At 74.4% G+C, this 25,629-nt stretch carries 22 protein-coding genes; 12 read left to right on the top strand and 10 right to left on the bottom strand.

Annotated features, from left to right (window positions below):
- The first annotated feature begins 2 nt into the window (after nucleotides 1-2).
- The 5 genes from CLV92_RS11670 to CLV92_RS11650 all read left to right on the top strand — a co-directional run bounded on the left by CLV92_RS11670 (nucleotide 3) and on the right by CLV92_RS11650 (nucleotide 6,194).
- Entirely contained in the window at nucleotides 3-911 is a 909-nt protein-coding gene (locus tag CLV92_RS11670) for an ABC transporter permease subunit (protein WP_104433067.1), read from the top strand.
- 1 nt (nucleotide 912) lies between these two features.
- Entirely contained in the window at nucleotides 913-1,800 is an 888-nt protein-coding gene (locus CLV92_RS11665) for a carbohydrate ABC transporter permease (RefSeq protein ID WP_104432987.1), read from the top strand.
- Entirely contained in the window at nucleotides 1,797-2,513 is a 717-nt protein-coding gene (locus CLV92_RS11660) for a ThuA domain-containing protein (protein WP_104432986.1), read from the top strand. Before CLV92_RS11665 ends, CLV92_RS11660 begins: the two co-directional genes overlap by 4 nt.
- A complete protein-coding gene (locus tag CLV92_RS11655) occupies nucleotides 2,510-3,670 on the top strand; it encodes a Gfo/Idh/MocA family protein (RefSeq protein WP_104433066.1) in 1,161 nt (386 codons plus the stop codon). The genes CLV92_RS11660 and CLV92_RS11655 overlap by 4 nt, the downstream gene beginning before the upstream one ends.
- A 247-nt stretch (nucleotides 3,671-3,917) precedes the next feature.
- Complete coding sequence (locus CLV92_RS11650) at nucleotides 3,918-6,194, top strand: beta-xylosidase/alpha-l-arabinosidase (RefSeq protein ID WP_104433065.1); 2,277 nt, start codon at nucleotides 3,918-3,920, stop codon at nucleotides 6,192-6,194.
- Nucleotides 6,195-6,216: 22 nt separating this feature from the next.
- Here CLV92_RS11650 and CLV92_RS11645 read toward each other — a convergent pair whose 3' ends face one another.
- The 6 genes from CLV92_RS11645 to CLV92_RS11620 form a co-directional block, all read right to left on the bottom strand.
- Nucleotides 6,217-6,405, bottom strand: coding sequence for a ubiquitin-like protein Pup (locus CLV92_RS11645; RefSeq protein WP_104432985.1), 189 nt, complete (start codon nucleotides 6,403-6,405; stop codon nucleotides 6,217-6,219).
- 227 nt (nucleotides 6,406-6,632) lie between these two features.
- Nucleotides 6,633-8,219, bottom strand: coding sequence for a depupylase/deamidase Dop (dop, locus tag CLV92_RS11640; protein ID WP_104432984.1), 1,587 nt, complete (start codon nucleotides 8,217-8,219; stop codon nucleotides 6,633-6,635).
- Nucleotides 8,220-8,286: 67 nt separating this feature from the next.
- Nucleotides 8,287-8,496 (bottom strand): hypothetical protein, encoded by a 210-nt coding sequence (locus CLV92_RS11635; RefSeq protein WP_104432983.1) that lies wholly within the window; start codon nucleotides 8,494-8,496, stop codon nucleotides 8,287-8,289.
- 121 nt (nucleotides 8,497-8,617) lie between these two features.
- The gene (locus CLV92_RS11630; RefSeq protein WP_104432982.1) at nucleotides 8,618-9,802 is read right to left on the bottom strand and encodes an ABC transporter permease; all 1,185 of its coding nucleotides are present in this window, start codon (nucleotides 9,800-9,802) and stop codon (nucleotides 8,618-8,620) included.
- Nucleotides 9,799-10,566, bottom strand: a complete 768-nt coding sequence (locus tag CLV92_RS11625) for an ABC transporter ATP-binding protein (RefSeq protein ID WP_104432981.1) — start codon at nucleotides 10,564-10,566, stop codon at nucleotides 9,799-9,801. The genes CLV92_RS11630 and CLV92_RS11625 overlap by 4 nt, the downstream gene beginning before the upstream one ends.
- Nucleotides 10,563-11,978, bottom strand: a complete 1,416-nt coding sequence (locus CLV92_RS11620; protein ID WP_104432980.1) for an efflux RND transporter periplasmic adaptor subunit — start codon at nucleotides 11,976-11,978, stop codon at nucleotides 10,563-10,565. The genes CLV92_RS11625 and CLV92_RS11620 overlap by 4 nt, the downstream gene beginning before the upstream one ends.
- 54 nt (nucleotides 11,979-12,032) lie before the next feature.
- Here CLV92_RS11620 and CLV92_RS11615 point away from each other — a divergent pair, with 54 nt between their 5' ends.
- The 6 genes from CLV92_RS11615 to CLV92_RS11590 all read left to right on the top strand — a co-directional run bounded on the left by CLV92_RS11615 (nucleotide 12,033) and on the right by CLV92_RS11590 (nucleotide 19,473).
- Entirely contained in the window at nucleotides 12,033-12,608 is a 576-nt protein-coding gene (locus tag CLV92_RS11615; protein ID WP_245886727.1) for an NUDIX domain-containing protein, read from the top strand.
- A gap of 212 nt (nucleotides 12,609-12,820) precedes the next feature.
- The gene (locus CLV92_RS11610; protein WP_104432979.1) at nucleotides 12,821-14,218 is read left to right on the top strand and encodes an ABC transporter substrate-binding protein; all 1,398 of its coding nucleotides are present in this window, start codon (nucleotides 12,821-12,823) and stop codon (nucleotides 14,216-14,218) included.
- A 147-nt stretch (nucleotides 14,219-14,365) separates the two neighbouring features.
- Nucleotides 14,366-15,334 (top strand): carbohydrate ABC transporter permease, encoded by a 969-nt coding sequence (locus tag CLV92_RS11605; RefSeq protein ID WP_104432978.1) that lies wholly within the window; start codon nucleotides 14,366-14,368, stop codon nucleotides 15,332-15,334.
- A complete protein-coding gene (locus CLV92_RS11600; RefSeq protein WP_104432977.1) occupies nucleotides 15,331-16,242 on the top strand; it encodes a carbohydrate ABC transporter permease in 912 nt (303 codons plus the stop codon). The genes CLV92_RS11605 and CLV92_RS11600 overlap by 4 nt, the downstream gene beginning before the upstream one ends.
- A gap of 2 nt (nucleotides 16,243-16,244) precedes the next feature.
- Nucleotides 16,245-17,525: a LacI family DNA-binding transcriptional regulator gene (locus CLV92_RS11595; RefSeq protein ID WP_104432976.1), complete on the top strand. Its 1,281-nt coding sequence runs from the start codon at nucleotides 16,245-16,247 to the stop codon at nucleotides 17,523-17,525.
- Nucleotides 17,500-19,473, top strand: a complete 1,974-nt coding sequence (locus tag CLV92_RS11590; RefSeq protein WP_104432975.1) for an alpha-amylase family protein — start codon at nucleotides 17,500-17,502, stop codon at nucleotides 19,471-19,473. The genes CLV92_RS11595 and CLV92_RS11590 overlap by 26 nt, the downstream gene beginning before the upstream one ends.
- 56 nt (nucleotides 19,474-19,529) lie before the next feature.
- Here the strand turns inward: CLV92_RS11590 and CLV92_RS11585 are convergent, their stop codons facing one another.
- Nucleotides 19,530-20,510, bottom strand: coding sequence for an SDR family NAD(P)-dependent oxidoreductase (locus CLV92_RS11585; RefSeq protein WP_158257210.1), 981 nt, complete (start codon nucleotides 20,508-20,510; stop codon nucleotides 19,530-19,532).
- 50 nt (nucleotides 20,511-20,560) lie between these two features.
- Nucleotides 20,561-21,055 carry a hypothetical protein gene (locus tag CLV92_RS11580; protein ID WP_104432973.1) on the bottom strand — a complete coding sequence of 165 codons (495 nt, stop codon included), beginning with the start codon at nucleotides 21,053-21,055 and terminating at the stop codon, nucleotides 20,561-20,563.
- 322 nt (nucleotides 21,056-21,377) lie between these two features.
- On the opposite strand from CLV92_RS11580, the gene CLV92_RS11575 reads away from it, so the two are divergent.
- Entirely contained in the window at nucleotides 21,378-22,571 is a 1,194-nt protein-coding gene (locus tag CLV92_RS11575) for a GGDEF domain-containing protein (RefSeq protein ID WP_146099502.1), read from the top strand.
- A gap of 52 nt (nucleotides 22,572-22,623) precedes the next feature.
- Here the strand turns inward: CLV92_RS11575 and arc are convergent, their stop codons facing one another.
- Nucleotides 22,624-24,345, bottom strand: coding sequence for a proteasome ATPase (arc, locus tag CLV92_RS11570; RefSeq protein WP_104432971.1), 1,722 nt, complete (start codon nucleotides 24,343-24,345; stop codon nucleotides 22,624-22,626).
- 82 nt (nucleotides 24,346-24,427) lie between these two features.
- Complete coding sequence (locus CLV92_RS11565; protein WP_104432970.1) at nucleotides 24,428-25,600, bottom strand: tRNA (adenine-N1)-methyltransferase; 1,173 nt, start codon at nucleotides 25,598-25,600, stop codon at nucleotides 24,428-24,430.
- Between the last annotated feature and the right edge of the window lie 29 nt (nucleotides 25,601-25,629).

The following is a 25,629-nucleotide window of genomic DNA, read 5'->3' as shown; positions in this document are numbered from 1 at the left end:
CGATCCCGCCGGTCCCGGCAGCCCCGGTCACGGCGACCGGGCGCCGCACCGGCTCGCTGGTGTGGCTGGTGCTGCCCGCGCTGCTCTTCTTCATCGCCTTCGGCATCGTCCCGCTCGTCGGGGTGCTCGTCCTCAGCTTCACCTCCTGGAGCGGCATCGGCGACATCACCTTCACCGGCCTCACCAGCTGGCGGGCGGTGCTCGCCGACCCCGGGCTGCTGCACGCCCTGTGGGTGACGTTCCTCGTGATGGCGCTGTCGTGGTTGTTCCAGACACCGGTCAGCCTGCTCATCGGCGTCTTCACCGCCGGCCGGCAGCGCTACCGGGCCTTCCTCGCCGTGCTGTACTTCATCCCGCTGCTGCTGAGCTCGGCCGCCGTCGCCATCGTCTACAAGGCGCTGCTCGACCCGAACTTCGGCATCGGCGCGGGCCTCGGCCTCGACGTCCTGCGGCAGAACTGGCTGGGCGACCCCACCCTCGCCCTCGCGGTCGTCGTCTTCATCGTCTCCTGGCAGTTCGTGCCGTTCCACTCCCTCATCTACCAGGGCGGGGTGCGCCAGATCCCGGCGTCGATGTACGAAGCCGCCCAGATCGACGGCGCGGGGAAGGTGCGGCAGTTCTTCTCGATCACGCTGCCGCAGCTGAAGTACACGATCATCACGTCGTCGACGCTGATGGTCGTGGGGTCGCTGACCTTCTTCGACCTCATCTGGGTGCTCACCGCGGGCGGGCCCGGCGACGCGACCCGCGTCCTCGCCCTCGACATGTACGTGCGCGGGTTCCGGGCCAGCCAGATGGGCCTGGCCAGCGTCATCGCCGTGATCCTCGTCGCCGTCGGGCTGCTGCTCGCCCTGGGGCTGCAGCGCCTCGGGGGCCGCGACGCCGGCGCCAGCCAGCTGGAAGGGGCCTGAGATGGCGACCACCGCTCCCCCGTCCACCCGCCGCCCCGCCCCACCCGCCCCGGTCGCCGCCGGTGGTGGCAGGGTCCGCGAGCGCAACTGGCTCGGTGGCCTCTTCGGCTGGCTGTGGCTCGCGGTCATCATCGTCCCCGTCTACTGGCTGGTGATCACGACCTTCAAGCCGCAGGCGGAGTACTTCGCCTCCAACCCGCTGGCACCGCCGACGTCGCCGACGCTCGGCGCCTACCGGCAGGTGCTGGAGTCGGACTTCCTGCGCTACTTCCTCAACAGCGTCATCGTCACGGGGGGCACGGTGGCCCCGGCGGTGCTCATGTCCTTCATGGCCGCGTTCGCCATCGTGCGCGGCGGGGGCAGGTTCCTGCGGGGGGTCAACGCCCTCTTCCTCATGGGGCTCGCGATCCCGCTGCAGGCCACCATCATCCCCGTCTACCTCATCATCATCAGGCTCGAGCTCTACGACACGCTGATGGCGCTGATCCTGCCGTCCATCGCCTTCGCCGTCCCGCTGACGGTGCTGATCCTGACCAACTTCATCCGCGACGTGCCGAACGAGCTGTTCGAGTCGATGCGGCTGGACGGCTGCAGCGAGTGGAGCACCGCGTGGCGCCTGGCGTTCCCGCTGACCAGGCCCGCGATCGTCACGGTGTCGATCTACAACGGCCTGCAGGTGTGGAACAGCTTCCTGCTGCCGCTGGTCCTCACCCAGAGCCCGGACAAGCGCGTCCTGCCGCTGGCGCTGTCGGCGTTCCAGGGGCAGTACCAGGTCAACGTCCCGGCGACGCTGGCCGCCGTGGTGCTCTCGACGCTGCCGGTGCTGGTGCTCTACGTCATCGGCCGCCGCCAGCTCGTCGCGGGTCTCACCGCCGGGTTCAGCAAGTGAGCGCTCCGGGCGTCCGGGGCGCGCAGCGCCGGGCGCTGGTGGTGCGCGGCGGCTGGGAGGGCCACCAGCCCGTGGAGGCCACCGACCTCTTCGTCCCGTTCCTGCGCGCGCACGGCTTCCAGGTGCGGCTGGAGGACTCCCCGACGGTGTACGCCGACCCCGCCGTCATGGCGGCCACGGACCTCGTCGTGCAGTGCGTGACGATGTCCACCATCGAGCGGGAGGAGCTCGCCGGGCTGACGGCCGCCGTGGAGGCGGGCACGGGCCTGGCCGGCTGGCACGGCGGCATCGCCGACTCCTACCGCGCCTCCTCCGACTACCTGCACCTGGTCGGGGGGCAGTTCGCCTGCCACCCGGGCCGGGCGCCGGAGGAGCGCACCGGGGGGATGGACGACAACGACGTGCCCCACCGCGTGGAGATCACCGCCGAGGGCGCGGCCCACCCCGTCACCGCGGGCCTGGCCGACTTCGAGCTCGTGACGGAGCAGTACTGGGTGCTCTCCGACGACTACGTCGACGTCCTCGCCACCACCACGCAGGCGGTGCGACCGTGGGACCCCTGGCACCGTCCCGTCACCTCCCCGGCGGTGTGGACGCGGCGCTGGGGCCGCGGGCGGGTGTTCGTCTGCACCCCCGGGCACCGCGTGGAGGTCCTCCAGCACCCCAGCGTGCGCACCATCGTCGAGAGGGGCCTGCTGTGGGCCAGCCGCTGAACCACGCGCACGACACCACGCACGACAGCGCGCCCGACACCACCGCGGACGCCGGGCCGCTGCGGGTGGGGATCGTGGGCTGCGGGCACATCAGCACCCAGTACCTGGCGACGCTGGCGCGGCTGCCGGAACTGGCGGTCACGGCCGCGGCCGACCTCGACCCCGCGCGCGCGCAGGCGGTGGCCGCCGCCCACCCGGGCGTGCGCGCGCTGGGCATCGCCGACCTGCTGGCCGCCGACGACGTCGACGTCGTGCTGAACCTGACCGTCCCCGCGGCCCACGCGGAGGTGGCGCTGGCCGCGATCGCCGCGGGCCGCGACGTCTACGGCGAGAAGCCGCTGGCGGCCACGACCGCCGAGGCGGCGAGGGTGGTGGCGGCGGCGGAGGCGGCCGGGGTGCGGCTGGGCTGCGCGCCGGACACCGTGCTCGGCAGCGGGCTGCAGACGGCGCGCCGTGTCCTCGACGACGGCCTCCTCGGGGCGCCGGTGGCGGCCACGGCGACGATGCTGACCCCCGGGCACGAACGCTGGCACCCGGACCCGGACTTCTACTACGCCCCCGGCGGCGGGCCGCTGCTGGACATGGGCCCGTACTACGTCAGCGCCCTGGTGAGCCTGCTCGGGCCCGTGGTCTCGGCGGTGGGGGCGGCCTCGCACACCCGGACCAGCCGCACGATCGGCCGGGGCCCGCGCGCCGGGGAGCGCGTCCCCGTCACCACCGACACCCACGTCACCGGGGTGCTCACCCACGCGAGCGGGGCGCTGTCCACCCTCGTCATGAGCTTCGACGCGGTCGCCACGCGCGGCTCCAGCATCGAGGTGCACGGCGAGCGCGGCTCCCTGGTGGTGCCCGACCCGAACCACTTCGACGGGGACGTGCTGCTGCACCCCCTCGGCGGGGACGGCTGGCAGCTGGTGCCGGTGAGTGCGGGGTACCGCGCGGGCGGGCGCGGGATCGGGCTGCTGGACCTGGCCGAGCGCACCCGGCGGGAGCCGCGAGCGAGCGGACGGGTCGGGCTGCACGTGCTCGACGTCCTGGAGTCGCTGCTGGACTCCGCCGCGCGGGGGCGGCGGGTGGACGTCGCCGGCACCTGCGAGCGTCCGGACCCGGTGCCCCTGCGGGAGCTGCACGCGGCCGCACCGGCGAGCGCCGCCTGACGGGGGCCCGCACTCCGGGCCCGCCCGACCCGCCCGGCTCCAGCACCCCGGCCCGACCACCCGCGCCCGGCCAGCCGCGCGGCGCGCCCGCGCGCCGCCGACGAGAGGACGTCCCGTGACCACCCAGCTCGACCCGCCCGCCCCCTCGACCCCCGCCGTGCCGAGCCCCGCGCCGACGGAGCCCGCGCCGACGGTTCCCGGAGCCGACGCCGCGTCGCAGCGGCTCGTGGACGACCTCCTCGCCCGCATGAGCGTGGAGGAGAAGCTCGCCCAGCTCGTCGGGCTGTGGCTGCGCGAGGAGGACGGCTCCGACGGCGACGTCGCCCCGATGGCCGCGGCCATGGGCGCCGGGCAGGACGGCTCCGCCGACGAGCGCTTCACGTCCTTCGCCCGCGAGGGGCTGGGCCAGCTGACCCGCCCCTTCGGCACGGCGCCGGTGGAGCCTGGCGCGGGGGCGGCGCTGCTGGCGCAGCGGCAGCGGTGGCTGCAGGCGAACACCCGCCTCGGCATCCCGGCGCTGGTGCACGAGGAGTGCCTGACGGGGCTGGCGGCCTGGCAGGCCACGACGTTCCCGGCGCCGCCGGCGTGGGGGGCCTCCTTCTCCCCCGACCTCGTCGAGCGCATGGCGGCGGCCGTCGGGGAGAGCATGCGCGGCCTGGGCGTGCACCAGGGGCTCGCCCCGGTCCTCGACGTGGTCCGCGACGCCCGCTGGGGCCGGGTGGAGGAGTGCATCTCCGAGGACCCCTACGTCGTGGGCACGATCGGGGCCGCCTACGTGCGCGGCCTGCAGTCCAGCGGGGTCGTCGCCACGCTGAAGCACTTCGTCGGCTACTCCGCCTCCCGCGCCGGGCGCAACCTCGCCCCCGTGCACGCCGGGCCGCGCGAGGTGGCCGACGTGCTGCTGCCCCCGTTCGAGATGGCCGTCCTCGACGCGGGCGCGCAGTCGGTGATGAACTCCTACGCCGAGGTGGACGGGCTGCCCGCGGCCACCGACGCCGACCTGCTCACCGGGGTGCTGCGCGAGCGGTGGGGCTTCACCGGCACCGTGGTCGCCGACTACTTCTCCGTCGCGTTCCTGCACACCCTGCACGCGGTGGCCGCCGACCTCGGTGACGCCGCCGCGCAGGCGCTGGCCGCCGGCATCGACGTGGAGCTGCCCACGGGCAGTGCCTACCTGGAGCCGCTGGCGGAGCGGGTGCGCTCAGGGCGGGTGCCGGAGGCGCTGGTGGACCGCGCGGTGCGCCGGGTGCTGCGGCAGAAGGCGGCCCTCGGGCTGCTCGACCCCGGCTACGACCCCACCCCGGCCGGGCCCTTCGACCTCGACCCGCCGGGGCACCGGGCGCTGGCCGCGGAACTCGCCGACCGCTCGGTGGTGCTGCTGTCCAACGACGGGACCCTGCCGCTGGGCGCGGGCTCGGCCGGCGGCGCGGCTGCGCGGGTGGCGGTGCTCGGCCCCAACGCCGACGCGCAGGCGGCACTGTTCGGCTGCTACAGCTTCGTCAACCACGTCCTCGACCAGCATCCGCAGGTGCCCGCCCGCCTGCACGCCCCCACCGTGCTGGAGGCACTGCGGGCCGAGCTGCCCGGGGCGACGCTGGAGCACGTGCCCGGCTGCACCGTCGACGGCGACGACCCCTCCGGCATCGCGGCGGCGGTGGCCGCCGCCGCCTCGGCCGACGTCGCCGTCGTGGTCGCCGGCGACCGGGCGGGACTGTTCGGTCGCGGCACCTCCGGGGAGGGCTGCGACACCGACGACCTGCGCCTGCCCGGCGTGCAGCAGCGGCTCGTGGAGGAGGTGCTGGACACCGGCACGCCGGTGGTGCTGGTGCTGCTGACCGGGCGGCCCTACGCGGTGGGGCCGCTGCTGGGGCGCGCCGCCGCCGTCGTGCAGGCGTTCTTCCCCGGCGAGGAGGGCGCCGCCGCCGTGGCCGGCGTGCTCTCGGGGCGGGTCAACCCCTCGGGGCGGCTGCCGCTGAGCCTGCCGCGCTCCGCCGGCGCGCAGCCCTACAGCTACCTGCACCCCCGGCTCGGCGCGGCGAGCCCGGTGAGCAACCTGGACACCGCCCCGCCGCTGCCGTTCGGGCACGGGCTGTCCTACACGTCCTTCGAGCGCTCGCTGCTGGGCGTGGCGGCGGCGCGGGTGCCGACCGACGGCTCCGTGGTGGTGAGCTGCCGGGTCACCAACACCGGAACCCGGGCGGGAGCGGACGTGGTGCAGCTCTACGGCAGCGCCGCCACGGGCTCCACCACCCGCCCGCTGGTGCGGCTGCTGGCCTACGCGCGGGTGGAGCTGGACGCGGGTGAGTCCGCGGAGGTCGAGCTCGACGTGCCCGCCTCGCGCCTGGCGGCCAGCGACCGGGCGCTGCGGCGGACGGTGGAGCCGGGCCGGGTCCGGCTCCTGCTGGGCCCGGACTGCTCCCGCGTCGACGCGGAGGCCGAGGTGGAACTCACCGGCGCGGCCCACGCCGTCACCACGGCCGACCGCCGGCTGGTGCGGGTGGCGGTGCGGCGCCCGCGGGGCTGAGCGCGGGCCGCGGCGGGTGCGGCTACTGCCCGCCCTTCTGCACGAAGCCGCGGACGAACTCCTCGGAGTTGGTCTCCAGCACGTCGTCGATCTCGTCGAGGAGCGCGTCGACGTCCTCGTCGTGGGTGCTCGTCTGCGCGGTGGGCGCGGTCTCGAGCTCCTCCGGCTCGTCCTCGCGGCGGTGAGGTCGCTGCTGCTCGTGTGCAGGCACGGCTGCCCCCTGGTGCTGTCCGTCGCCGGCGGCCTGTGTGACCGCGGCCCTGCAAGCGACAGTAGCCGCAGGCGCCGACACCGGCGCTGTGACTGCCCCGAACGGAGGGCAACGATCCCGTCTCGGACCGTGGCCACGGTGGGACGGCGCCTGCGCCCCGTCCGTGCGACGCGCTCGGCTGCGGCGCAGGGGGTCGGGTGCGGGGCCCGCGGTGCGGCGGGTGCCGCTCAGGTGCCGGTGAGGGCGGCGACCAGGTCCTCCGCCGTGCGGCAGCGCTCCAGCAGGGCGCCGACGTGCTCGCGGGTGCCGCGCAGCGGCTCGAGGGTCGGCACCCGCTGCAACGCGCCGCGCCCGGCGACGTCGAAGATCACCGAGTCCCAGCTCGCCGCCGCCACCTGGGAGCCGTACCGGGCCAGGCACTGACCCCGGAAGTAGGCCCGGGTGTCCTCCGGCGGCTGCGTCACGGCCGCGGCGATCTGCGCCTCGTCCAGCAGCAGCTCCACCTGCCCGCGGGCGGCGAGGCGCTGGTAGAGACCCTTCTCCGGGCGCACGTCCGACCACTGCAGGTCGATGGCCTGCAGCCGGGCGGAGTCCCACTCCAGGCCGTCGCGGTCCCGGTAGCCCTGCAGCAGGCGCAGCTTGGCCACCCAGTCCACCTCCCGCGCGCACAGCGCCGGGTCGCGCTCCAGCCGCTGCAGCACCGACTCCCAGCGCTGCAGCACCTCGGCGGTGTCCGGGTCGGGGCTCTCGCCCTGCTCCTTCGCGACGAACGCGGCCGCCGCCTCCAGGTAGGCCCACTGCAGCTGCACCGCGCTCATCCGCCGCCCGTCGCGCAGGCGCACCAGGTGCCGCAGCGACGGGTCGTGGGAGACGGCGTGCAGCTCCGCGACGGGCTGCGCCACGGACAGCTCCCCCGCCGGGCCGCCGTCCAGCGCGCCCGCCTCGACCATCGCGAGCACCAGGGAGGTCGTGCCCACCTTGAGCAGGGTGGCGACCTCGCACATCGTGGCGTCGCCGATGATGACGTGGAGGCGGCGGTACTTCTCCGCCGTGGCGTGCGGCTCGTCGCGGGTGTTGATGATGGGCCGCTTCAGCGTGGTCTCCAGGCCCACCTCGACCTCGAAGAAGTCCGCGCGCTGGCTGATCTGGAAACCGGCCCGGCGGCTGTCCTGCCCGATCCCGACCCGCCCGGCGCCGCTGAAGACCTGGCGGGAGACGAAGAACGGCGTGAGGTGGCGCACGATGTCGGCGAAGGGCGTGGCCCGGTCCATGAGGTAGTTCTCGTGGGTGCCGTACGACGCGCCCTTGCCGTCGGTGTTGTTCTTGTACACGTTGACCGGCGACAGGCCGGGAGTGGCGCCGATGCGGCGCACGGACTCCAGCACGACGCGCTCCCCCGCCCGGTCCCACAGCACGGCGTCGCGGGGGGTGGTGACCTCGGGCGTGGAGTACTCGGGGTGGGCGTGGTCGACGTAGAGGCGGGCGCCGTTGGTGAGGATGACGTTGGCCATCGTCGGGTCCTCGGTCTCCGCGAAGTCCGCGGTGCGCCCGACGCCCTTGCGGCCGGGGGCGTCGGTGAGCTGGCTGGGGTGGGCGGCCGCGCGCTCCAGCTCGAAGCCGCGGGCGTCGCGCAGGGGCGCCTCGTCCTCGTAGTCCCAGCGCGCCCGCACCGCCGTGCCGCCGGGCTTGCCGCCCAGCGGGGCCGCGTAGGCGTTGACGACCTGCGCCGACAGCAGCATCGGGTTCGCCGCGGGGTCACCGGGGGCGGTGACCCCGAACTCGGTCTCGATGCCGGTCACCCTGCGCACGCTCACGTACCGACCCTAACCGCGAGCGCCCGCCCCGCCCGGTGGGGGCGGGACGGGCGGGCGGCCGCGCCGCTCAGTCCGTGGCGGGTGGGATCTCCGTGGCGTCGGGGTCCTCGCCGTGGATCATCTCGCGCTCGTGCTCGACGAGCTGCTCGAGCTGGTCGTCGCGGGGGCGCGCGGGCATCTTACCGTGCTCCTGGCGGTCACGCGGGGTGGACTCCGTCGGCTGCATCACGTCGTCCAGGTTCGGCTGGTCCGGGGTCGCGTCGTCCGGGCTCGTCATCGTGCCCTCCTCCTGCTCCTGGCTCGGCCGCGGTGACCGGGTGGTCACCGCCTGCAGGACTACTACCCCCGCCCGCGCGGGCGAACCCTGCCGCGCCGCCGGGCGGGTCGCTCCGGTCGGGTCACTCCGTGCGCAGCGCGACGACGGGGTCCAGCCGCCCGGCCCGGCGGGCGGGGAAGACACCGAAGAAGACCCCGACGGCCGCGGAGACGGCGAAGGCGACCACCGGGCTCCACCACTCCACCGCCGCGGGCAGCGGGGAGAACCGGTCGAGCAGGACCGAGCCGACGACGCCGATGAGGATGCCGAGGACACCGCCGATGGTGGTCAGCAGCACCGCCTCGACGAGGAACTGCGCCAGCACGTCGCGCTGGCGCGCGCCGAGGGCCTTGCGCAGCCCGATCTCCTTGGTCCGCTCCCGCACGGACACGAGCATGATGTTGCTGACCCCGACCCCGCCGACGAGCAGGGAGATGCCGGCGATGGCGGCGAGCACCGACGTCAGCAGCCCGAGGATGTTGCCGATGACGCCGAGGATCTGCGTCTGGGTGATCGCGCTGAAGGGCTGGTCCGGGTAGCGCTCCTTCAGCGCCGCGTGCAGCTGCCGGCTCACGGCCGGCACCACCTCGGAGTTCGGGGCCCGCACCGCGAAGGCGTCGACGCGGTCCACCCCGAGGATGCGCTGGGCGGTGGTGATGGGGATGTGCACCTCGTCGTCCTGGCTGACGCCGAAGGACTCCCCCTGCTCGGCGAGCACCCCGATGACGCGGAAGCGGGTCCCGCCCACGGTGACCTGCCGGCCCACGGGGTCGGCGTCGGCGAAGAGCTGCTCGGCGGTGCGCGAGCCGAGGACGGCGACGCGGCGGCGGGTGTCGACGTCGGTGGCGGTGAGGTAGCTGCCGTCGGCCAGCGGGCGGTCGAAGACGCGGGGCATGTCGGCGTCGGCGCCGTGGACGGTGGTGAAGGCGCTGGCGGCACCGGCGCGGATGCGCTCGCCGGAGCTGAGGCGGGCGGTGACGGCGGCGGGGTCGCCCACGACCCGTTCGAGCAGCTGCTCGTCGGCCAGGGTCATCCGCGAGACCGTGGGCGCCCCGCGCTGTCCCGCCTCGCCGGGCACGACGAGGATGAGGTTGGAGCCCAGCCCCTCCACCTGCGACTCGATCTGCTCGCGCGCCCCGGCGCCGATGGAGACGACGACGACGACCGCCGCGACGCCGATGATGACGCCGAGCATCGTCAGCAGGCTGCGCAGCCGGTTGGCGCGCAGGGCGTCCAGGGCGACGCGGAAGGCCTCCCAACCCTTCACGCCCGCTCCTCCCCCGCCGCGGCGACGCGGCCGCCGCGCGCCGGGTCGGGCACCGGCTCCTGCGCCGGGTTCGCGGCCGCGGTGTCCAGCTCGACGAGGCCGTCGCGCACCCGCACCTGCCGGCGGGCGCGGGCGGCGACCTCCGCGTCGTGGGTCACGAGGACGACGGCGACCCCGGAGACGGCGTTGAGCTCCTCCAGGATGCGCATCACCTCGGCACCGTTGCGGCTGTCGAGGTTGCCGGTGGGTTCGTCGGCCAGCAGGATGCGCGGCTCGCCGACGAGGGCGCGGGCGATGGCGACGCGCTGCTGCTCACCGCCGGACATCTGGGTGGGGCGGTGGCCGAGGCGGTGGCCGAGGTTGACCGCCCGCAGCGCCGCCTCGGCGCGCTCGCGCCGCTCCGCGCGGGGCACGCCCCGGTACAGCAGCGGCAGGGCGACGTTGTCGAGGGCGCTGGAGCGGGAGAGCAGCTGGAAGGCCTGGAAGACGAAGCCGATGGCCTCGTTGCGCAGGCGGGCCAGTTCCGCGTCGGAGAGGGCCGCGACGTCGCGCCCGTCCACCCGCAGCGTCCCCGAGGTGGGCCGGTCCAGGCAGCCGAGCAGGTGCATGAGGGTCGACTTGCCGGACCCGCTCGGCCCGATGATCGCTGCGTACTCCCCGTCGGAGACGGTGAAGCTGACCCCCCGCAGGGCGTGGACCTGCTCCGCGCCGAGGTCGTAGGAGCGGCGGACGTCGACGGCCTCGATCGCCGGCGCGCGGCTCACGGAACCTCGGCCCCGTCCCGCAGCGCGTCGAGGCCGGAGACGGCCACCGTCTCGCCCTCGCGCAGGCCCGAGAGCACCTCGACGCTCTCCTCGCCGCGGGCGCCGACGCTGACGTCGCGCCGCTGCGCGCGTCCGTCCTCGACCACCCAGACGGCCTCGCTGCGCCCGGCCTCGGCGCGCAGCACCGCGGAGGCGGGCACTCGCAGGGCCTGCGGTGCCTCCCGCACGCGCAGGGAGACGACGGCCGACATGCCGGGCAGCGGCGCCGGTGCCGGCTCACCGCCGGGCAGGGTGCCCCCGTCGAAGGTCATCCGGGCGGTGTAGGAGACGGCCCCGCCGTTGCCGGGGCTGGGCTCCGGGTCGACGGCGGTCACGGTGGCGCCGTAGTCGGCGTCCGGCACGGCGTCGAGGGAGAGGTCGGCGCCGGTGCCCGGGCGCACCTGCAGCACGTCGGTCTCGTCGATGTCGGCGGTCACGCTGAGGGTGGAGGCGTCGACGACGACGGCCAGGCGGGCGCCTGCGGCGACGGGCGTCCCCTCGGTCAGCGGCCCGGCGCTCGCGCCGCCGGCGTCGCCCGCGTCCGGCAGCTGCACCCCGCCCGCCGCGAGCAGGCCCGCCGCCCCCGGGGGCAGCGCCGCCGCACCGCCACCACCGCCGCCGCCGCCGGCCAGCCAGACGCGCCCGGCGATGGGCGCCCGCACCACGAGGGAGTCCACGACCCGCTGCGCCGCCTCCACCGCCGCGCGGGTCTGCACCCGCTGCGCCTGCCCGAGGGAGCTGAGGGCCGAGCCGACGCTGGCCAGGCCCGCCTCGACCTGCCCGGCGAGCTGCTCGGACTGGGCGCTGAGCAGGTCGTACTGGGCGCGGGCGGCGTCGAGGGCGGCCAGCGCCTGGGTGCGGGCCGCCTCGTCGGGGATCTGCTCCGCGCGGGCGCGGGCGTCGGCGAACCCGCGCAGCGCCTCCTCGCGGGCGCGGCGCTGCTCGGCGGTGGTGCCCCGGCGGCCCGGGGCGGGCGTGCGGGCGGAGCGGGCGGCCTGCGCGTCGGCGGCCTGGGCGCGGGCGAGGGCGTCGCGGGCGTCGGGGGACTCGATGACGAGGATCTCCTGCCCGGCGTGGACCTCCTGCCCGTCGCTGACGGAGAGCGTGGCGACGGTGCCGGCGGCGGGTGCGGTCAGCACGGCGGCCGCCCTCGGCACGATCGTGCCGGGCGCCTCCACGATCTCCACGACGTCGCCGCGCTCGACGGTGGCGGTGCGCACCGCGACGCCCTCCTCCTCGCTGCACCCGCTCACCAGCGTGGCCAGCAGCACGGCGAGCGTGCCGGCACCGGCGCGGCGGGCGCGGCGGCGGGAACCCGCGGAACGGGGGGCCTCGACGGAGGGGGGGACGGGGCCGGAGGCGGGGTGACGCACTGCTTCACCCTAAGCCGCGCGCGGAGGGCGGAGGACGCGCATAGCGTCGTCCGGGTGAGCGCAGCGGAGCGGACGGGCGCGGCGGCAGCGGCGGCGGCGGCGGCGGCACGGGAGCTGGTGGCGCTGCTCGACCCCACGGACCCGGACGGCGTGGTCGTCGGCGCCGCGCCCCGGGCCGAGGTGCGCCGGCACAACCTGCCGCACGCGGCCACCGGGGTGCTGCTGCGCAACGGCGCCGGTGAGGTCTTCGTGCACCGGCGCACCGCCACCAAGGACGTCTTCCCCGGCTGCTACGACTGCCTGGCGGGCGGGGTGGTCGCGGCCGGGGAGGATCCGGCCGCCGCCGCACGGCGGGAGCTCGCGGAGGAACTCGGTGTGCGCGGCGCCGACCTGAGGCCCGTGCTGCGCGCCTGGTACCGCGACGAGCGCACCCACTACCTGGCCCACGTCTACGAGGCGCGCTACGACCCCGAACGCCACGGGCCGCTGCGGTTGCAGCCGGAGGAGGTCGCGGGCGGGGAGTGGATGCCGCCGGCGCGGCTGGACCGGCTGCTGTGCGACCCGGCGTGGCCGTTCGTGCCGGACAGCCGGCGGCTGCTGGAGCTGTGGCCGGGAGGTTGGCAGGGCTGAGCCGCGGCGGCGGCGCACCGCCGGTTTCCGGCATGCCGTCACGAAGAGTTCCAGGTTCGGTCACGGATCGGTAGAGATGCCCGCGCCGGCTTGTCTCCCGCCGGTACCGGGAGGTAGCTTCCGATCTCGGTGTAAACGTTTTTACACGATGGAGTGTCCCGGACGCCGCGCGAACCCGCTCGCGGGCCGGGGAGACGAGAGAGGCATCGGGCATGAGCCTTCGCCCCAAGGCAACCCGTCGCACCGCGGCCCTCGCCAGCGCGCTGACCCTGGGCCTCACGCTCGCGGCTTGCGGCGGCGACACCGACCCCGGCGACACCGCGACCGGTGGCACCGACGGCGCCACCGAGGCGGCCATCGACTGCGGCATCTTCGAGCAGGCCCCGTTCGACCAGTTCGGCGACATCGACGGCAAGACCGTCACCCTCTACACGGGCATCGTCACGCCGGAGGACGCCCCGTACCAGGAGGCGTTCAAGGCGTTCGAGGACTGCACCGGCGCCACCGTGGAGTACGAGGGCGACAAGGCCTTCGAGACCCAGGTCCTGGTGCGCGCCCGCGCCGGCAACGCCCCCGACATCGCGATCGTCCCGCAGCCCGGCCTGCTGGCCCAGCTCGTCGAGACCGGCTCGGTCGTTGCCGCACCCGAGGCCGCGTCGAAGAACGTCGACGAGTACTGGGGCGAGGACTGGAAGGCCTACGGCACCGTCGACGGCACCTTCTACGCGCCGCCGAACAGCGCCAACGTGAAGTCGCTGGTGTGGTACTCCCCGGCCGAGTTCGAGGAGGCCGGCTACGAGATCCCCACCACCCTCGACGAGCTGAAGGCCCTCAGCGACAAGATGGTCGCCGACGGCAAGACGCCGTGGTGCGCGGGCATCTCCAGCGGTGAGGCCACCGGGTGGCCGGTCACCGACTGGATGGAGGACTTCATGCTCCGGACCGCCGGTCCGGAGGCCTACGACAAGTGGGTCGCGCACGAGATCCCCTTCAACGGCCCCGAGGCCACCGCCGCGCTCGACGCCGCGGGCGAGTACCTGAAGAACGCCGAGTACGTCAACGGCGGCTTCGGCGACGTCAAGAGCATCGCCACGACGACGTTCCAGGACGCCGGTCTGCCGATCCTCGACGGCGCCTGCTCCCTGCACCGCCAGGCGAGCTTCTACGCGGCCAACTGGCCCGAGGGCACCACGGTGGCCGAGGACGGCGACGTCTTCGCCTTCTACCTGCCGGGCGAGACCGCCGACGAGAAGCCGGTCCTCGGCGGTGGCGAGTTCATCACCGCGTTCGCCGACCGTCCCGAGGTCCAGGCGTTCCAGACGTACCTGACCACCCCGGAGTACGCCAACCTGCGCGCCAGCCTCTCCCCCTCCGGCGGGTGGGTCAGCGCCAACAAGGAGCTCGACGCGAGCAAGCTGACCAGCCCGATCGACCAGCTCTCCGCCGAGATCCTGCAGGACCCGAACGCGGTGTTCCGCTTCGACGGCTCCGACATGATGCCGGCCGCGATCGGCTCCAACGAGTTCTGGAAGCAGTCGACGAACTGGATCACCGGTACCTCGACCACCGACGCCCTGAACGCCATCGAGGCCGCCTGGCCGGCGTCCTGACCCTCCGGTCCCACCCGGTGGGCCCGACCGTCCCCCCGCGGGGGCGCCGGGCCCACCCCCGGCACTGACACCGCAGAAGGCCCGGGCCCGCTCCGCCCCGGAGCGCGCCCGGGCCTTCCGCCATCTCACTGGAGGTGAAGGGCACTCATGACGAGCGCCGAGAAGTTCCTCAGCATGCTGATCGCCCTCGTGGCGTTCGCGGCCGTGATCGCGGTCATCCTGTTCCTCGCCCGCACGTTCGGGGAGCGCAACGGCGGTCGCGGCACCGCCTGGGCGTTCATGGCCCCGGTGGTGCTGCTGCTGTCGGTGGGGCTGGTCTTCCCCGCCCTGATGACGGTCTACCAGTCGTTCCTCGACGCCCGCGGTGACAACTTCGTCGGCCTGGCGAACTACGCGACGATCTTCACCAGCCCCGACCAGCTCACGGTCCTGCGCAACACGGTCCTGTGGGTGGTCCTGACGCCGTTCGTGTCGACCGCGATCGGCCTGATCTACGCGCTGCTCGTCAACGGCGCCCGGCTGGAGGCCCCGGCCAAGGCCCTCATCTTCCTCCCGATGGCCATCTCGTTCGTCGGCGCCGCCATCATCTGGAAGTTCGTCTACGAGTTCCGCCCGCTGCAGGGCAACGTGCAGCAGATCGGCCTCGTGAACCAGATCATCGTCTGGCTCGGCGGGGAACCCGTGCAGCTGCTCATCGAGTCGCCGCTGAACACCGTCCTGCTCATCGTGATCCTCATCTGGATCCAGGCGGGCTTCGCGATGACCGTGCTCTCGGCCGCCATCAAGGCGATCCCCGACGAGATCATCGAGGCGGCCCGCCTCGACGGCGTCGGCGTCGTGCAGATGTTCCGCTTCGTGACCCTGCCCACCATCCGCCCGGCGGTCGTGGTGGTCCTCACCACGATCGGCATCGCGACGCTGAAGATCTTCGACATCGTCCAGGTCATGACCGGCGGGCAGTTCAACACCAGCGTCATCGCGAACGAGTTCTACAGCCAGACCTTCCGCAGCGACAACCAGGGGCTCGGCGCCGCGCTCGCGGTGCTGCTCTTCCTCCTCGTCATCCCCATCGTCGCCTACAACGTCCGCCACCTGCGTTCCTCGGAGGCACGATGAGCACCACGACCCCGCCCGTCTCCGCCGGCACCTCGCCGAAGGCCCCGGCCATCCCGGCGGGCACGCTGGCGCGGAAGAAGCTCAGCAAGCCGTGGGCGTCGCTGGCGGCCATCGTCCTGGCGGTGCTGTGGACGATCCCGACCTTCGGTCTGCTCGTCTCCTCCTTCCGCCCCGAGCGGGCCATCAAGACCACTGGCTGGTGGACGTTCTTCTCCGACCCGCAGGTCACCCTGGCCAACTACGAGAAGGTGCTGGCCAGCGAGGGCGCCAACGCCCTCTTCCCGTACTTCGTCAACTCTTTCATCATCGTCATCCCCGCCGTCGTCATCCCGATGACGCTGGCGACGCTGGCCTCCTACGCGATCGCGTGGATCGACTTCAAGGGCCGCGACGTGCTGTTCGTCGCGATCTTCGCGCTGCAGATCGTGCCCATCCAGGTCACGCTGATCCCGCTGCTGACCCTGTTCGTCGACCTCGGCATCGCGGGTGAGTTCGCGAGCATGTGGCTGGCGCACTCCACGTTCGCCCTCCCGCTGGCGATCTTCCTGCTGCACAACTTCATGCGGGAGATCCCCCGGGAGCTCATCGAGGCCGCTCGCGTCGACGGCGCCGGGCACGTGAAGATCCTCTTCTCGGTCCTGCTGCCGCTGCTGGCCCCCGCACTGGCGGCCTTCGGCATCTTCCAGTTCCTCTGGGTGTGGAACGACCTGCTCGTCGGCCTCGTCTTCGGCGGATCGGAGAACCGTCCGATCACCGTGGCCCTCAGCAACCTCGCCGGGACCCGCGGCACGGCCTGGCACCTGCTCTCCGCGGGCGCCTTCGTCTCCATCATCGTGCCGCTCGTGGTCTTCCTCTCCCTGCAGCGCTACTTCGTGAAGGGCCTGCTCGCCGGCGGGCTGAAGGGGTAGGGATGAACTCCCCGCGCGCACCACGGGGAGCGGAGGACAGGGCCCGGGGTGGCGGTGCCGAACGCGCCCGCCACCCCGGCAGCCCGCCCAGCAGCATCCGCGACGTCGCCCTCGCCGCGGGCGTCTCCGTGGCCACGGTCTCGCGCGCGCTGCGCGGTCTCGACCGCGTCAGCGAGGACACCCGCGAGCGGGTGCTGCGGGCCGCTGAGGCCCTGGACTACGTCGCCTCCCCCACCGCCGCCAGCCTCGCCACCGGGCGCACGTCCGTCGTCGGGATCGTGCTGCCCTTCCTCGACCGCTGGTTCTTCGCGACCATCGTCTCCGAGATCGAGGACGTCCTGCGCCGCAGCGGCTTCCAGGTCCTGCTGCTCAACATCGGCGACCGCAGCGGCGAGGACAGCATGGTCCTCGACCAGCGCCTGCTCGCCAAGCGCATCGACGGCATCATCGTCCTCGGCGTGGACCTGGAGGCCGCGGAGGCGTCCGTCCTGCGCCGCCTGGCCCTGCCGGTGGTGACCATCAGCGCCTCCCTGCCCGGCTGCGACCGCGTCGGCATCGACGACGTCGCGGCTGCGGAGAGCGCCACCCAGCACCTGCTGGCGCTGGGGCACCGGCGCATCGGCTACGTCGGTGGCGACTCCAGCAACGACGTGCGCCGGGCCACGGCGGTCGACCGGGCCCGCGGCGTGCACCACGCCCTCGCCGCGGCGGGCCTCGCGCTGGAGCCGGAGCTGGACGCGGTGGCCGACTGGACGGTCACGGGCGGCTGGCGGGCCGCGGAGGGGCTGCTGGCGCGCCGCCTGCCGCCGACGGCCATCCTGGCCGCCTCGGACGAGATGGCCATCGGCGTGCTCTGCGCCGCCCGGGCGCTGGGCTGGAGCGTCCCGCGGCACCTCTCGGTGGTGGGCATCGACGACCACGAGATGGCCGTCACCCACGGGCTGACCACGGTGGCGCAACCGGTGCGCTCCCAGGGGCGCATCGCCGCCGAGATGCTGCTGGCGCACCTCGCCTCCGGCACGCGGGCGGCCCCCGCCCGCGACGTGGTGCTCTCCACGGCCATGGTGCTGCGCTCCAGCACCGCCGCGCCGCGCACCGAGCCCCGGCCCCGCCGACGCGCGGGCGCCGCCGCCGCGGTGGGTCGCAGCCCGCGCGCCGACGCCCCCACCACCCCGGTTCCGGGGCCCACCCCACCCGAGTCCCAGTCCCAGTCCCAGTCCCAGTCCGGGCAGACCCGCACACCCCGAGGAGGTCAGCGTGCAGGCAGCGCACGCCGTCCGTGAGGCCGCCGACCTCCTGGCCACGGCCACCGCGGACCGCAGGGAGCTGTTCGAGCTGCGCGTGCAGCGCTGGTGGCCCGACCTGCACGCGGGGCTCAGCGCGGTCTACCCCCCGGTCGAGGCGGAGGCGCTCGAGCGGCGCCTGGCCCGGGCGGCGGCCGCCTGCGTGCGCGACCGCGACCCCGACCTGGCGCGGCTGGACGCGGTCCGCACCCTGCGCCCGGACTGGTTCCAGGAACCCGGCCTGATCGGCTACGCCGCCTACACCGAACGCTTCGCCGGGGACCTGCAGGCCGTGCGCGGGCGGATCCCCTACCTGCAGGAGCTCGGCGTCGGCTACCTGCACCTGATGCCGCTGCTGCAGCCGAGGGAGGGTGACAACGACGGCGGCTACGCGGTGGCCGACTACCGCCGCGTGCGCGCCGACCTGGGCACCGTGGAGGACCTGCGCGAACTGGCGCGGGAACTGCGCTCCGTCGGCATCAGTCTGGTGCTGGACCTGGTGCTCAACCACGTCGCCCGCGAGCACGAGTGGGCGCGGGCGGCGCGCGCCGGGGACTCCCACCACCGCGGCTACTTCCACGTCTTCGGCGACCGGGAGGTGCCCGACGCCTTCGAGCGCACCCTGCCGGAGGTGTTCCCCGACTTCGCCCCGGGCAACTTCACCTACGACGACGAGCTCGGCGGCTGGGTGTGGACGACGTTCAACTCCTGGCAGTGGGACGTGGACTGGGCCAACCCGCACGTCTTCTCCGAGTACGCCGACATCGTCCTCTTCCTCGCCGGCCTCGGCGTGGAGGTGCTGCGCCTGGACGCGATCGCGTTCCTGTGGAAGCGGATGGGCACCAGCTGCCAGAACGAGCCGGAGGTGCACGCCCTCACCCGCGCGCTGCGGGCCCTGGTGCGCATCGCCTGCCCCGCGACGGTGTTCAAGGCCGAGGCGATCGTGGCCCCCGCGGACCTGGTGCACTACCTCGGCACCGGGCCGCACCACGGCAAGGTCTCCGACCTGGCGTACCACAACAGCCTGATGGTGCAGGTCTGGTCGATGCTCGCCGCGGGCGACGTGACGCTGGCCGCGCACGCGCTGCGGCAGTTGCCGCCGGTGCCGGCGTCGACTGCGTGGATCACCTACGCCCGCTGCCACGACGACATCGGCTGGGCGATCGACGACGCCGACGCCGCGGCCGTGGGCCTCTCCGGCGCCGGGCACCGCTCCTTCCTGTCGGACCACTACTCCGGGCTCTTCCCCGGCTCCGGCGCGCGGGGACTGGTGTTCCAGCACAACCCGGCCACGGGGGACCGGCGCATCAGCGGGACCGCGGCGGCACTGAGCGGGCTGGAAGCGGCGGTCGAGGACGGCGACGCCGCGGCCGTCTCCGAGGCGCTGGCGCGGCACCTGCTGGCCCACGCCGTCGTGATGGGCTGGGGCGGCATCCCCGTGGTGTGGAGCGGGGACGAACTCGGCCTGGGCAACGACCCGGACTGGGCCGCGGAGGAGGGTCACGGCGGCGACAACCGCTGGGCGCACCGGCCCCGCCTGCCCGAGGAGGCGCTGGAGCAGCGGCACTGCCCCGGCAGCGTTCCCGCCCGCGTCTTCGGCGGGGTGCGGCGCATCGGCTCGGTCCGCGCCGGGTTGCCGCACCTGCACGCCTCGGTGCCCGCGGAGGTCCTCGACGTCACCGACCCCGGGGTGCTGCCGGTGCTGCGACGCCACCCGCTGGGCCCGTTCCTGGCCCTCTACAACGTCACCGGCGGGTGGCGCTCCTTCCCGCGCACCCGACTGGAGGCGCTGGGCCTCGGCGGCGCGGACGACGTGCTGCGCCTGCCGGAGGCCGGGCGCCACGGGGCGGGGCCGCACTACGGCGACGACGGGAACATGTGGCTGCCGCCGTACGCGGCGGTGTGGCTGGTGCAGCCGGGGCAGGAGCCCTCGGCCGACGCCCGCTGATCCGCTCCGCTCCCGCCCCGCGGGTGCTCACCTCGGGGCAGCAGCGGTGGGGCGCGTCAGGACGTGCGGCCGCGGAGCAGCCCGGAGGCCGCGGCGCCTGCGGCCGCGAGGGCCACGGCGGCGGTGGCAGCCCTGCCCGCTCGACGGCGGTCGTGCCGGCGCCAGCCGTCGTCGACGCCGCTGACGCGGGTGTCGGGGGCGAACACGTTGCCCTCGCGCGGCGCCGCGGGGGCGTCCTGCAGCGCGAACTCGTCCATGAACGGCTTCACGAGCGCGCCGTAGAGGCGGGGGGTGAGCCGGTGCAGGCGGGCGGCGAGGTGGTGCGCCCGCCCGACGTAGATCATCGGCTCGGGACGGTCCACCGCACGCACGACCGCGGCCACGACCCGCTCCGGGGCGACCACCGGCGGCAGCGGGCGGATCCGGTGCCCGACGTAGTTGGCCGCGTGGCGGTAGATGGGGGTGTCGACCGCCCCGGGCAGGACCGCGCACACCGAGATGCCCGGGGCGTCCCGCAGTTCCTGGCGCAGGACCTCCGTGAGCCCGAGCAGCCCCCACTTGGCCGCCACGTAGGAGGAGACGTAGGGCGAGGAGAGCTGCCCGTAGATCGAGACGATGTTGACGAGCACCCCACGCCCCTGGAGCCGGAACTGCGGCAGGACGGCCCGGGCGCCGTGGACCTGCCCGAACAGGGTGGTGTCCACGACCTGCCGGAACACCGGGCCGGGCGTGTCCTCGAAGCGCCCGTAGCTCCACACCGCGGCGGCGTTCACCCAGGCGTCGATGCGCCCGAACTCCTCGACCGCCCGGCGGGCCAGCGACTGCACGGCCGCCTCGTCGGTGACGTCGGTCGGCACGACCAGTGCGCGCCCACCGGCCTCGCGGCACTGCCGGGCCACCTCCTCCAACGTCTCCACGCCGCGTGCCGCGAGGACGACGTCCGCGCCGCGGGCGGCGAAGGCGAGCGCCGCGCCGCGGCCGATGCCGCTGGAGGCCCCGGCGATCACCACGACCTGGTGCACGACCCTGCGACGCACGTTCCTGCCTCCCCGGTTCCGGTGGTGGTTCCGCTGCTGCGCGTTGCGGGTCAGGCCGGCGGCGCCGGGTCGAGGAGGCGGTCGAAGGCGAGTCCGGTGGCCTGGGCCTGGACGTACTTGTCGACGAGGTCGATCGCCCAGTCCTTGGCGCTCCACTGCGTCGGCTGGTAGAGCCCGAGCGCGGTGTTCAGCAGGACGTCGCCGGTGTAGACGGTGGCGAAGACGGTGTTGACGGCCCTCTGCCCGCGCATGCCCTGGCTGGCCGCGACCCCGTAGGCGGTTCCCCACATCGCGCCCAGCGCGAAGTGGGTGGCGTAGTTCAACGTCGTGCGCTGCTGCGGGGTCGACGCCTGGATCGGCAGGAGGCGCTGCGCGAAGTCCGCCGGGGCGTAGCTGTCCTCGCGCCCGGTCAGCGGCATCTCGACGAGCTTCTGGAAGGCGGTCATCACCACGGTGCCGACGACACCGGCGAGGATGCCGCGTCCGATCATCTTCGCGGTGCTCGGCTTCTTCGCGGTGGTGCTTTCCGTCTCGTGCCTGTCCATGACGTGCCCTCCAGGTGCGGGGTTCGTGGGGCTTTCCCGGCCGGGGCCGGGCCGGGTGAACTGCTCGGACACGGGGAACAGGTCGCCCCGCCAGCCGCCCCGCGTGGTTCTCCTCGCTTCCGGGGGACGCTACTACCGGCCTCGGCGACGTGCATCCGGCCGCGGGGCGGGAGCGCGCGCTGGAGGGGGCGGGGGACTCCCGCGTGGATGGTGTCGCGTGCCGCCCGGTGCAGGCCGGGCGCGGGCTGCGCTTCCCGGGTGACGTCCTGCGAGGAAGCTCCAGCCGGGCCCTGCTCCTCCCGATGCGAACCGTGTGGCGCGCATGGGAGGGAGCCGGGCGCGGCGGCGGAAGTCGCTGCGCTTCGCGGCGAGCATGATGCTCACCCTGGCGCTCACCCTCGTCGGCGCGGGCGTCGCGCAGTACGCGCTGATGGCCCGCGCCCTGACCGAGCGCGCGCTGCAGCAGACGGCGGTGAGCTCCTCCGCCGACGCCATGGTGCTGCGGGAGCTGCACGACGCCCCCGACGGCGGCCTGCCCGCGGTGCGGGAGCTGCTCGACCACATCGCGGCCCGTCCGGGCGTGCACCGCGTCTCCCTGCTCGCCCCGGACGCGACCGTGGTGGCGGTCGGGCAGCCCCGGCACCGCAGCACGGGCCACGACGCCGCGGGTGGTACCGCCACGGACGGGGCCACGGAAGGGGCGGATCCGCCGGGGGTGGTCGGCGAGCGTGCGGGCCCCGACACCGCCGCTCGGGTGCGCGAGGTGAGCGTCCGCGAGCGCCGGACGGCAGAGCTGCTCGGCCAGGACACCGTCGTGCGCGTCCCCGTGCGCCTGGACGGGAGCACCCACGTGCTGGAGGTGGTCAAGTCCGCGCAGGACCTGCAGCTGCAGGTGGCCGACCTGCGGCGCGTGACCCTCACCACGACGACACTGGTGCTCCTGCTCGCCGTTCCCGCCTTCTACCTCCTCGGCGGCCGCCGCCTGAGCACCCGGCACGGGCAGGCCCTGGAGACCTCCAGCACCGACGGACTGACCGGGCTGGGCAACCACCGCACCTTCCACGAGGACCTGCGGGAGCGGCTCGACGCCGCCACGCGCCAGTGCCGGCCGCTGGCCCTGGCGCTCGTGGACCTCGACGGCTTCAAGCAGGTCAACGACACGCACGGGCACCGCCGGGGCGATCGGGTCCTCACCGCCGTCGCGTTCGTCCTGCGCGAGGTCACCGCCTCGTCCGACGGCGGCGCCGCTTACCGCATCGGCGGCGACGAGTTCGCCCTGCTGCTGCCGGCGGCGACCGACGACGTCCTCGCCCTCGCGGAGCGGGTGCGCCGTGCCGTGGAGGACGACGTCGACGGCGTGACGACCAGCATCGGGGTGGCGACCCTCACCGCCTCCGCACCCGATGCGGAGTCGCTCCTGGAGCACGCCGACGCGGCGCTGTACGCGTCCAAGCGCCTCGGCCGCAACCGGGTGACGCACGCCGGAACGCTGCACGGCGGGCGACCGCCGGCCTGAGCCGACGAGCCCCAACCGCCGCGCCGGGCGGCTCGGGCTCTGCGGTCGCCGCTCAGAGGTACTGACCGGTGTTGGCGACGGTGGCGATGGAGCGGCCCGCCTCGGTGCCCTTCTTGCCCTGGATGAGCGTGCGGATGAAGACGATCCGCTCGCCCTTCTTGCCCGAGATCCGCGCCCAGTCGTCGGGGTTGGTGGTGTTGGGCAGGTCCTCGTTCTCCTTGAACTCGTCCACGCACGCGGCGAGCAGGTGCTCCACCCGGATGCCCTTCTGGCCCGTGGTGAGGAAGTCCTTGATGGCCATCTTCTTCGCGCGGTCGACGATGTTCTGGATCATCGCGCCGGAGTTGAAGTCCTTGAAGTACAGGACCTCCTTGTCCCCGCCGGCGTAGGTGACCTCGAGGAACTCGTTCTCCGGGCTCTCCGTGTACATCCGCTCGACCGTGGCCTGGATCATGGCGTTGACCGCGGCCTGCGGGTCACCGCCGTGCTCGGCGAGGTCGTGGGGGTGGATCGGCAGGTCCGCGGTGAGGTACTTGGCGAAGACGTCGCGCGCGCCCTCCGCGTCCGGACGCTCGATCTTGATCTTCACGTCGAGGCGTCCGGGCCGCAGGATCGCGGGGTCGATCATGTCCTCGCGGTTGGAGGCGCCGATGACGATGACGTTCTCCAGCCGCTCCACGCCGTCGATCTCGCTGAGCAGCTGCGGGACGATGGTCGTCTCCACGTCGGAGCTCACCCCGGAACCGCGCGTGCGGAAGAGGGACTCCATCTCGTCGAAGAACACCACGACGGGGGTGCCCTGGGAGGCCTTCTCCCGGGCGCGGGCGAAGATGAGGCGGATGTGGCGCTCGGTCTCACCGACGTACTTGTTCAGCAGCTCCGGGCCCTTGATGTTGAGGAAGTAGCTCTTGGACTCGGTGTTGCCGCGCAGCGCCGCGACCTTCTTCGCCAGGGAGTTCGCCACCGCCTTGGCGATCAGCGTCTTGCCGCAGCCGGGAGGGCCGTACAGCAGCACGCCCTTGGGGGCCTTCAGCCCGTGCTCGTGGAAGAGGTCCTCGTGCAGGAACGGCAGCTCCACCGCGTCGCGGATCTGCTCGATCTGGCTGGCGAGGCCACCGATGTCGGCGTAGTCGATGTCGGGGACCTCCTCCAGCACGAGCTCCTCGACCTCGGCCTTGGGCACCCGCTCGTAGGCGAACCCGGAGCGGGTGTCGACGGTGAGGGAGTCGCCGACGCGCAGCGGCCCGTCCAGCAGCGGGGCGGCCAGGCGCACCACCCGCTCCTCGTCGGCGCGGGCCAGCACCAGCGCCCGGTCGCCGTCGAGGAGCTCCTTGACGGCGACGAGCTCGCCGACCTGCTCGAAGCCGCAGGCGGCCACGACGTTGAGGGCCTCGTTGAGCATGACCTCCTGGCCCGATCGCAGCGCCGCGAGCTCCACCGCGGGGCTGACCGCGACGCGCATCTTGCGCCCGGACGTCATCACGTCGACGGTGCCGTCCTCGTGGGCGGCGACGAAGGTGCCGTACCCGGCGGGCGGCTGGCCCAGGCGGTCCACCTCAGAGCGCAGCGACACGATCTGGTCGCGGGCCTCGCGCAGGGTGGCGGCGAGGCGCTCGTTCTGGGTGCTCGTCTGCGCCAGCCGGCTGCGGGTGGCCTCCAGCTGCTGCTCCAGCAGGAGGGCGTGGCGGTGCTCCCGTTCGGCTCCGCCCCAGGACTGGCGGGGGGACTGCTCGCCGAACTGCTGGCCCTGCTGCTGACCGTGGGGATCCGTCATGGCGCACCTCTCCCGTCGATCGACCCCCGGGCGTCCTGCCCCGGGACGGTGGATGCACTCGACACTAACCCGGAGAACGGGTTCAGGCCCGGTAGTCGCTCCCGGTGTCCTCCGACCGGTCCTGCGGCCCGCCCTCGGGGCCCTGCTCCGGGCCCTGCTCCACGGTGGGCTCCGGGGCGGGTCCGGAGGCCGGGTCCGTGGTCGGGTCCGGCTGCTCCTCGCCGCCCGCGGCGGCGGCGTCACGGGCGGCCTCGCGGCCGGCGCGGCGGACCTTCTTGGCCGAGACGGGGCGCACGCCGAGGTCCTCCTCCGTCCACTCCGCCACACCTGCGCCCTCCGCCGCCCCGGCGTCACCGCGGGCCTCGTCGACGGGGTAGGCGCCCGGCGCGGGGCGGCGCTTGCGCAGCGGCGGGCGGACCCCGTCGGCGAGGCGGCGGGTGGTGAGCAGGAAGCCGGTGTGCCCGACCATGCGGTGCTGCGGGCGCACCGCCAGCCCCTCCAGGTGCCAGCCGCGCACCATGGACTCCCACGCCTCCGGCTCCGTCCAGCGGCCCGTCTCGCGCACGGCCTCCGCCAGCCGGGACAGCTGGGTGGCGGTGGCGACATAGCAGATGAGGACGCCGCCGGGGGCGAGCGCGTCGGCGACGGCGTCGAGGCACTCCCAGGGCGCCAGCATGTCCAGGACGGCGCGGTCGGCCGCGGAGTCGGCGCTCAGCCCGGCCTCCGGCAGGGCCGCCACGAGGTCGCCGACGCGCAGCTCCCACGCCGGGTGCGGGCCGCCGAAGAACGTCTCCACGTTCGCGCGGGCGATCTGCGCGAAGTCCTCCCGCCGCTCGAAGGAGTGCACCCGGCCCTCGTCGCCGACGGCGCGCAGCAGCGACATCGTCAGGGCCCCGGAGCCCACACCCGCCTCGATCACGCGGGCGCCCGGGAAGAGGTCGGCCATCTGCACGATCTGCCCGGCGTCCTTGGGGTAGACCACCGCCGCCCCGCGGGGCATGGAGAGGACGAAGTCGCTGAGCAGCGGGCGCAGCGCCAGGTACTCCACCCCGGCGGTGTTGCGGACCACGGCGCCGTCGTCGCGGCCGATGAGCTCGTCGTGGGAGAACCTGCCGCGGTGGGTGTGGAACTCCTTGCCGGGGGCGAGGGTGATGGTGTGCATGCGGCCGCGCGGGTCGGTCAGCTGGACGCGCTCCCCCACCCGCAACGGTCCTCGGCGGGTCTCGGCGCCGGTGGGATGCCCTGCGGTGCTCATCGGTGGGTCCTCCAGTGCGGTGCGCGCAG

This window comes from Kineococcus xinjiangensis, from assembly GCF_002934625.1.
GTDB classification, from domain to species: domain Bacteria; phylum Actinomycetota; class Actinomycetes; order Actinomycetales; family Kineococcaceae; genus Kineococcus_A; species Kineococcus_A xinjiangensis.
Note: the sequence above shows the minus strand (reverse complement) of the source record. Positions and strands in the feature narration are given on the sequence as shown.

Coding starts and splice junctions, on each gene's coding strand:
- CLV92_RS11595 (WP_104432976.1), top strand. CDS start 16,245: ATGAACTCCCCGCGCGCACCACGGGGAGCGGAGGACAGGGCCCGGGGT.
- CLV92_RS11610 (WP_104432979.1), top strand. CDS start 12,821: ATGAGCCTTCGCCCCAAGGCAACCCGTCGCACCGCGGCCCTCGCCAGC.
- arc (WP_104432971.1), bottom strand. CDS start 24,345: ATGACGGATCCCCACGGTCAGCAGCAGGGCCAGCAGTTCGGCGAGCAG.
- CLV92_RS11565 (WP_104432970.1), bottom strand. CDS start 25,600: ATGAGCACCGCAGGGCATCCCACCGGCGCCGAGACCCGCCGAGGACCG.
- CLV92_RS11575 (WP_146099502.1), top strand. CDS start 21,378: ATGGGAGGGAGCCGGGCGCGGCGGCGGAAGTCGCTGCGCTTCGCGGCG.
- CLV92_RS11650 (WP_104433065.1), top strand. CDS start 3,918: ATGAGCGTGGAGGAGAAGCTCGCCCAGCTCGTCGGGCTGTGGCTGCGC.
- CLV92_RS11600 (WP_104432977.1), top strand. CDS start 15,331: ATGAGCACCACGACCCCGCCCGTCTCCGCCGGCACCTCGCCGAAGGCC.
- CLV92_RS11665 (WP_104432987.1), top strand. CDS start 913: ATGGCGACCACCGCTCCCCCGTCCACCCGCCGCCCCGCCCCACCCGCC.
- CLV92_RS11635 (WP_104432983.1), bottom strand. CDS start 8,496: ATGACGAGCCCGGACGACGCGACCCCGGACCAGCCGAACCTGGACGAC.
- CLV92_RS11580 (WP_104432973.1), bottom strand. CDS start 21,055: ATGGACAGGCACGAGACGGAAAGCACCACCGCGAAGAAGCCGAGCACC.
- CLV92_RS11605 (WP_104432978.1), top strand. CDS start 14,366: ATGACGAGCGCCGAGAAGTTCCTCAGCATGCTGATCGCCCTCGTGGCG.